The following is a 9,305-nucleotide window of genomic DNA, read 5'->3' on the forward strand; positions in this document are numbered from 1 at the left end:
ATTTATATTAAAAAAAAGCCTATTCTTTTTAAAATTACAATGTAATTTTAATTTTTTAACAAAGATAGTTTTACTAAACAAAGACAGTTTTACTATTTATAACAGAGATTTAATTATGCAAACAGTTAAAACACTAATTATCGGTTTATTTATTTATGGATTGTCAGGTATTGGTATATCAGCAAAATCATTAGAAAACCCGTTTTATTCTGATGTTGTAACATACCAACCTAATGTGCCAATATTTACCCCTTATGACCTTAACGACCCTGCTGAGTCAATAGTACCAACAGTCACTTCTGACAACCCTAGCAATCCTGTTGACAATTCAACACCAAGCAACTTTGTACCAATAGCCACCCCTTATAGCGCTAACCCCTCTATTGAATCCACACCAGGAAATACCTCTCCCACATCAGAACTAATATCAGCACCAACACAGATACCAATACAGATACCAACACCAACACCTGCACCAGCACCAGTGCCAACACCAGGCGACACCACTGATACTGATACCGATGCACTTTCTAGAATTATGTCTGAGATGTTTGTATCCAATATGTTTAAAAACCATGACATATATACAGAATTCCTTGGACATCTGCACACATCGTTATCACTTAACGACAACTTCAAAACACTTGACGATTTTTTAAACACAAGGTGTTATGATAAATGTGACACACAATCAATTTTTGCCGTACTTGAAAAATTAAGAGTTAGAAACTTGTTCTTTTGGATTGGAAAATACCACACCAATTTAAAATTTAACGACAAAGGTCAAACATTCACAGTTTTTATAACAAACGGCGCCAAAGTTAATAACGGCAAAGTCGAAGATGGCTCTGTCTTTATAAACAATATCCCCATTTATAATGCCACATTTATAAACAGACAACTAACTTGGGACTACAACCCCAACTTAATACAATCTAATAAATCTAAAGGCAACCTTACCTTCTCTGATTTTTTCCTTGAAGATTCTTACATAGGCCACAGTTTTCTTGGCACACTGATGGTTAACAGCAAAATCACAGGAAAGGAAGAAACCCATAAATTCATAGGTTTCTCTCATGTTCGCACACCCACCAAATTATCAGCAAAGAAAAAAGGTCACTCAAAAAATGACTCAAGCAACAACTCAGGTGGCACCTCAGGAACAGACAACGCCTCAGGAAGTGGAACAGGCAACGCCTCAAACGACCCAGGCATCTCAGACAATAACCCAGAACACGACTCCGACTTTGGCCCAGGCATCAACTACCGTCCAAAACCAATGGGCGTTGGCGCAATTGACTACAAAACCCACATTTTCGGCTCACAAGTATGGACCGTTGAAAACATGCGTCATTTCCCAGACGGACGCATGACAGGTGTGTCACTTGGCAGCAGCGATGATGTCAAATATTATGAATGGTCTGCCGCCATGAACGCAGAACACAAAGAAGAATCACGAGGCATTTGTGCCTCAGGCTGGCATATTCCAACAGATGCAGATTGGAAAAAACTAGAAGGCTACCTCCAAATGAGTAAAGCCAATCAAGATAAAGACAACGCTTATCGTGGCAAGGATCAAGCCAGCATGCTTCACCAAGGTCGTTTTAACGCTGAATTATTAGGATTTTTCCAAAGTAACAACCTAAAGGAAGAAGGCAACAAAGCTTACTTCACCAGTTCCACCAAATCCACCAAGGCAGGAAACTTTACAGGTCGTAAAATCTCCACTGTGCCTGTATCCGCTACGCGTTTTATATTAATCAGACAAGTTACTTTTAGCGAAATGGCAATAGGCGAAGTAGAAGTAATGTACCAAGGCAAAAACATTGCACTCCATAAAAAAACGACCGCCTATGAAAGTAGCCCCTTACCTTCCAAACCCTCCGCCCTTTCCAAATTCTTCTCTCCCACCCCAAGCAAGACAAATGTTGCCACTGGTGGTAACAAAGATTCCCAGAATGACAAGATAGGTCCCGCACCTTTCGTTCGAGCAAATGTAGATGCCATCGTTGATGGCAAAGTAAGCACCGGCTTCTTAGGTAACACTTACTCAAATGACGGATGGATAGCCATTGACCTAGGTGCAGAATACAAAATTGACAGCATTAAAATTAAAGATTTAATCCGTAATTCCAAGCGCATTTCAGCCAAAGAATTAGCCATCTTTACTTCTAAAAAAGCAATAAGCACTCAAAAAACATTACAAGAACTTAGAGTTGACCCTGAAGTTAGCAGTGTTGGAATCAGCATCATGAGACCTTCAACCGACCCTGATCATAATTTTATCATCGCCGACACAACACTAGACTTGTGGCGTGGTGATATAGACAACAGCATTGGCTCCAGTGTACGCTGTGTTCAAGACGACACCACACCAGCCTTAGTTGCCACTAGCACTGAAAACAATCTTCAAATTGGCAGACCCATGAAATCCCCCATTCGAGTTTTTAATCTTGCATCAGGCTTAATTAACAGCTGGTCAATCAAACCCGCACTTAACAATGGCTTAGCATTTGACATTAAAACAGGCACAATCTCAGGCACTCCTAACAAACTTCAAAACAGAACAAAATATGAAGTTACCGCCACCAATGACAAAGGCGCAAGCCCTATTGCCGTGTATATTACAATTTCACCAATATTTGTAAATAGCATTGAAGTATCAGGCAAGAGTGTTCTAAAAATCGGCGAATCCATCCAACTTAGTGCCACTATCAGCCCTAGCGATGCCAGCAATAAAACCCTTTCATGGTTGGTAGATAAAGCAGCAAGTATTGACAGTAAAACAGGTAAAGTAACTGGCCTTAAAGAAGGTATTGCCAGTATCAGAGCTGTTTCTAATAGCGGCCTTGTAGTCGGCAGATTCGAAATACTGGTTGTCAATTCACGAACCGTTACTATCAATAAAAAACCTTATAAAATTATTTTATCCGAAGCAACAGGAAAAGCTTGGCTAGACAGAAACTTAGGTGCATCTCGAACTTGTAAAACCCTCAAGGACGCTAGTTGCTATGGTAATTTATACCAATGGGGCAGAGGCAACGATGGCCACCAGCTTAAAACATATGTGAAAAAAACCGCGATTTTAGCAAGTAGCATTACACCAAATCATGGCAATTTTATAATGAACAGCGCCACGGACACTAATTCAAACGGCCAAATGACAGCCAACACTGAGGGAGGAGACAACAATTCAATCATTATTGTTACCAGCCCAAGCAACGACTGGACAGCAGCAGGCGTTGACGAATCAGGTGACAAAAGAATAGCAGCTTGGAGCAAAACTGGCGTTAACAACATTTGCCCAGCAGGCTTTAAAGTACCAACTTCCGATGAGTTAAAAGCTGAAACTGAAGCCAGCACCGCAGCCGGAAAAACAGGCGTAAACACTTTATTAAAATTACCATTAAGTGGCAATCGCAACACCAAAGGTAAATTAAAGAATCTTGGACAAAAAGGCTTTTATTGGACCAAAAGCATTGTCAATCCAGCACCTGGCAAATATTTGGTCGATAGCCTTGAACTTGATGACAGCGGCAACACCTCCTTTTTAGGAAAAGATCGCGTTCAAGGTTTTAGTGTGCGTTGCATAAAAGACATTGATTCTAGCGCCCCCATTATTCTCCCTAGTACCAATCAGCTAAACACCCAAATTGGCGAAAACATTACCCCAATTACCTTCGCTAATTTTGGCACCGATGTTACTCAATGGTCTATCAGTCCAATGTTTTACAATGGCCTATCTTTTGACAGCCATACCGGCACAATTTCAGGCAAACCAAATAAAGTAACACCAAAAGCCTACTATAGCATTACTGCCACTAACGACTTTGGCACAGACACTGTAACAGTTGGCATTACCATAAACTCTGTTGAGGTACCCGTTACCAATATTCAACTGAGTCACAACACCATGCAAGTCGCAGGCAAGAATGTTCTTAGAGTAGGAGAAACCGTCCAACTTAATGCTGAAATTACCCCTAATAACGCCACCATCAAAGATGTCTTATGGAAAGTAAAATCTGATCATGCAATCATTTCTGGATCACATGGCGTTGCGACACTTACAGGTATTAGCACAGGTATGGCAGAAGTTTATGCCACTTCTCTAGATGGAGAATATGTGGTTGCCAAACTCACTATCCATGTTATTAACACTGTATTTAAAGGAAAAATCTACAACACAGTTGTCTCGCCAAAAACCAAACGAGTTTGGCTAGATAGAAATCTAGGCGCAAATCAAGTTTGTGTCGATAACAACAGCAGTGAATGTTATGGTGGTTTGTATCAATTTGGACGATCTACAGATGGACACCAACGACGCATAAACACAAACATGAAGCGCAAACAAGCAGACTCCATCCAACCGAGTGGAAATACATTCTACACCAATCAAAATCAAATTACATCTTTGACTTATGAAACAGACCCGTACAACATAACAGTTCTAGAGATGCAAAGGCTCAATTATGATGACAAAATACATGCATCACAAAAATATGATTGGACAGTAGCCGACACAGAAGGTTCTTCTCGCATTAAATTCTGGTCCAACAATAAAAACGGCATTTGCCCAGCTGGTTTCGAAGTGCCCAGCATAGACGAACTAAAAGCTGAAATGGGATATTTCTCAGCATCCAGCAGCACCACAGCACTCCAAGGTTTCTTAAAATTACCAGCAGCAGGTAAACGCCGATTGTATGATGGCGCCATAAAAAGCGAAGGTATTGAAGGATATTACTGGAGTAAAACACCCCTTCAATCTCACCACACACAAAGTTTGGTTTTCTCTCCAGCCAGCATGAAGGTATACAATGATTTCAGCGAGGATCCAAATTACTACATGGATAGGCAAAACCTAGGTAACGAAAGCCCTATTGAAGGATTCTTTGCTGATGTTGGTAATTTCTTTACTGGCAACTCATCCCCTATCATTAATAAATCAGTCACAGGAAAATCCCCCGTCAGAACACACACAGCCAACGCCAATGGTTACAGTGTTCGCTGTATAAAAAGTGAAGTAATGACGGCTGGTGGCATTAACTATAGTGCTGTCAAAATTGCCGGTCAAGTATGGACAATCAATACCATGCGTCATGGCGATGGCACGACCCCTAGCTACAGTAGCGCAAAAGCTGGATTAACAGGAAAAGTATATAAATACGGTGCTGCTGTAAACTATTCAGAAGAAAGCAACACACAAGGAATTTGCGCATCAGGTTGGCATATCCCAAGTAAAAAAGATTGGAACACCTTAAAAGAATACATAAGTGCCAGTCATGACAAAATGGCCTCCTCTTTATTTCCTGGCGTGGAAGCAGGTGTACTTAAACAAGGAAACCATATTATATTAGAAGAAGGCAACAAGCATTTCTTCCTATGGTCTTCTGGCTATCAAAAATCAATGATAAATGTAAAAAATGCCCAAGTGCGTTGCATAAAAGATGTAGAAGCAATGGAAGTAGGCGGCATTCAATACAAAACCGTTAAAATTGGCGCCCAAGTATGGACAGCTGAAAATATGCGCCATATTAGTGGCAGCACCAATGGCGTGCATTCCCATAATAACGACGCAAGTAACGACAAAATATACGGAAAATACTACACTTGGCATGCCGCCATGAAAGGCACCATTAAAGAGGGCGCACAAGGAATTTGCGCATTAGGCTGGCACATCCCAACAGCTCGTGATTGGAGAATATTGCAAGAGTATCTAGGTGTAAATGTTGCTGAATTAAATTCAAACAAAGCATCATGGCGCGGTACCGATCAAGGCAAACAACTCAAAGTAGGCGGTGCCAGTGGATTTGGCGCAATTATGACAGGCATCATCAACAATGGCACTGTACAGTTATTCAGCAAGACCATCAAACAAACCTATTTTTGGTCCTCCAGCCAAAAGTCCTCTGATACCAGCACATCTTGGAAACTGGCATTAGACCTCTCAAAATCTGAAGTCTATTACGGAACTGCTTATAAAAATAGCGGTGCCAGCGTGCGTTGCATCAAGAATAGCGAAGCCGAAATGGAAACAGGTGGCATTACCTACAAAACCATCAAGATTGGCGACCAAATATGGACAGCAGAAAATATGCGCCACGGCACCAACAGTGCAGAAAATGGCATTTATTCTTATGACGACAAACCAAGTAATGATAAATTATATGGCAAAATCTACACATGGTCTGCCGCCATGAAAGGCGCCACTGTAGAAGGCTCACAAGGAATTTGTGCAAAAAATTGGCGCATTGCAACAGACAATGACTGGAAAAAATTAGAAAGTTATTTAGGTATGAGCAAAGAATTCACCAACGCAGAAAACGCTTGGCGTGGCACCGACCAAGGCGCCCAACTCAAAGAGAGTAGCGGCATTGGCTTTAGTTCCCTTCTCCGAGAAGGCGACGGTCCTTTCGGTGTCTCCGCCCTAGTAGCATCCATGTGGACCTCAACATCAGCCAGCGATTCTAGTACCGCTTATTCAAGAACATTAGAAGGTGGAAAAGGCCAAATTTATAGAGGCGCTAATTCCAAAATTTTCCCTCTTGGTGTGCGCTGCATAAAACAACAAGCAATGATAGACACCAATGTGGCTTTGCATCAACTAACCACACAATCTTCTTTCCGCAATAATTCTCACAAGGCTATTGATGGCATAACTCACGGTGACTACTTCAAAGCAGGTGCCGGTACCAGCCATACTGACTCAGAAAAAAATCCTTGGTGGATGGTAGACTTAGGCAAAGAGTATCTTATTGACAAAATCAATATCTTCAATCGAACCGACTGCTGTAAAGACAGATTGGATAATTATCGAGTTGCCATCTCTAACAACCCCGGCATTCATGAACCTAGTTATACACATGATTTCCATGGCTCTCCCGATCCCAAGAAAACAATTGATTTATCCAGACATCATGCAAAAGGTCGTTATGTCAGAATTACACTCCTTGGAGACAACAAACGCGTTTTATCCTTAGCAGAAGTTCAAGTTATGGTGAAAGAAAATATTTTCACCATCACCGAAGATGCAAAGAAAGCATTGTCAGCAAGATCAATAAATATGGCATTGAACAAACACACAGCACAGTCTGCCTTTGGATTGTCTGCTAGCAAACGAGCTGTTGATGGCGACACCAATGGTGACTATTTCCATGGCAGTATCTCCGTAACTGGATCTAGTACACATAACACTTGGTGGTATGTTGATTTAGGGGAGCAAGTGCATATTGAAAAAATCAATATCTTCAATCGAACCGACTGCTGTAAAGGCAGGCTGAAAGCTTATAGAGTTACTGTTTCCGATGATGAAGACTTCCTACAGATTAAGTATATAAACGAGTTCCACACTGCTCCTGATCAAAAAGCAACCATTGACTTATCTGAATATAAGGTAATCGGTCGTTATGTTAGAATTGAGTCAATTAAACTTGTTGGCGAAGAATCATTTTTATCTTTAGCAGAGGTTCAAGTGATGGGCGTTCCCGCTCCCGATTAGAAAACGGGTAATATTTGATTTTTGAAACAGTGTTGCCTGTCAGAAATTGCATAATATAAGACAAATCACAGGCACCAAGAAGCGTAATTGTATTTACAAAGTAATATAGGATATTTTATGATATTAACAAAATTTAATTTTTCAACACTCATTTTTAGTGCTTTATTGACATTCAATATTAATGCCACTATATGCACACCATCAGAGAACGATGAATTTGATGAAGAAATATCGCAACAAGAAGGCGCCGATCCAAGCATTGAAGAAGAAATCATGCCCACAGAAAGTGAGTATGTTAGTTCTGTTGAAGAAAATGTCAGCTCAGTAGCAGCAGAAACCTCTGAACTCTTAGAAGATGCCGTAATGGATACAGCCATGATAACAGCAGAAGAAGCCGTAGCAGTTTTAGGCGTTATTGGCATAGTTGTGGTAGTAGGAATAATGGTTTACCGAGTGGTAACAGTCTTTTCAAACCCTGCATCAACCACAAAGGACAAAGTAATAACTGTGCTTTCTGTACTCTCTCCAGTCGCTGACTTCTTTTCGACAATAGTTAACGATTTTGGTCTTTCACCAGGCGACAAGGCAAGAAAAAAAGTTGACGATGCATTATCTGACGCTACCACTGATAGATACAGTTACAAGGTCAACACTCAAGAGACCTCAAACCTAGATTCATTGGTATCAAAAATCGAAAAACACCTTACAGACTCAATAAACAACACAAGCAGCATAAGAGGAGTTCGAATTAATTATGACCAAATATTACTGCGTCATTATGCAGAAAAATATTTGTTAACCGCTAAAAACATGTATAGCAGTTTACCCAATATATACGCAAGACAATGGATGAAAGCCTCACCAGATTTTATCGCCCTAGATAACGCCCTTGAAAGCGCAGTTAAAGGTGAAAAATTTGACTTACCCGATATCATTTCCAGCAAAACGCGCACACTTTGTGGCATCAACGACGACAATGATTCTCTAAGTCTTAGTAACAAATCTGCCAATCAAGTAAAGAGATGTGTAAACGGTATTTTTTATGATTATAAAACCCATTTCAGCGCCTATTCTTTAGACGATTTAATCACAATCAGCACACCTGACCTTGGACAAACCCCTCCCGTGGAAGTTGTTAAAAGTACCACATTTCGTGACTTCCTAGTCGCTTATGCAGGAACTTATAATCATTTTTTAAGCACTATCAAAGTCAGTTATGCCAGTGGCATCTATAAAGAAAAAGCCAGAGTAGAAAGAATGATTTGCGTCAAACAAAAAACTGCCGCAGAGGACTTCTTAGTAAAAGCAAAAGCAAATGTATGGAGCCTAGCAAGCCTTATATTTAGTGCAGCCAATAACATTGATGGCTCTGGACGAAGCAAAGCCCCTATTTGTTGGGATGGTAAACGCTATATGTGTAGCTCATATATCAAATATAATCGCTCTAAGGACCCCTCCGTTCCCCTAGCATTAGATAAAATAGACACACTACAAGTATTAATAGATGACGCATACAATAGCTGTACTGAAGGAGAATATGACGGCGGAGCCTCCCATGGCGCACTTATCTATGCCTTAAATACAGATCGTTTTTACCCCATGCTTGATAAAGGCGATACCGCCAAGTTATTCACCAATATATTCCGTGGCGTCAAAACAAACCTCGTGCTTTCTGTTAAACAAAAACTCAAAATCTTGTATGAAAGCAAAAAACAGAAGTAGTATAGGCAAGTTTGATTCTATAAGTACTACAGTGCTGTTTAAATAAATATAGGTTTTTTAGGGGCTCTATTCTATATGGCTTTATGTG

2 protein-coding genes are annotated in these 9,305 nt (G+C 40.5%); both read left to right on the top strand.

Annotation, left to right across the window (positions count from 1 at the left end; genetic code table 11):
- The first annotated feature begins 115 nt into the window (after nt 1-115).
- Nucleotides 116-7,495 (top strand): FISUMP domain-containing protein, encoded by a 7,380-nt coding sequence (locus MS2017_RS07085; protein WP_164707652.1) that lies wholly within the window; start codon nt 116-118, stop codon nt 7,493-7,495.
- 117 nt (nt 7,496-7,612) lie between these two features.
- Nucleotides 7,613-9,217 carry a hypothetical protein gene (locus tag MS2017_RS07090; RefSeq protein WP_122950934.1) on the top strand — a complete coding sequence of 535 codons (1,605 nt, stop codon included), beginning with the start codon at nt 7,613-7,615 and terminating at the stop codon, nt 9,215-9,217.
- The last annotated feature ends 88 nt before the right edge of the window (nt 9,218-9,305 follow it).

The sequence above is a fragment of the Bathymodiolus thermophilus thioautotrophic gill symbiont genome (assembly GCF_003711265.1).
Taxonomy (GTDB): Bacteria; Pseudomonadota; Gammaproteobacteria; order PS1; family Pseudothioglobaceae; genus Thiodubiliella.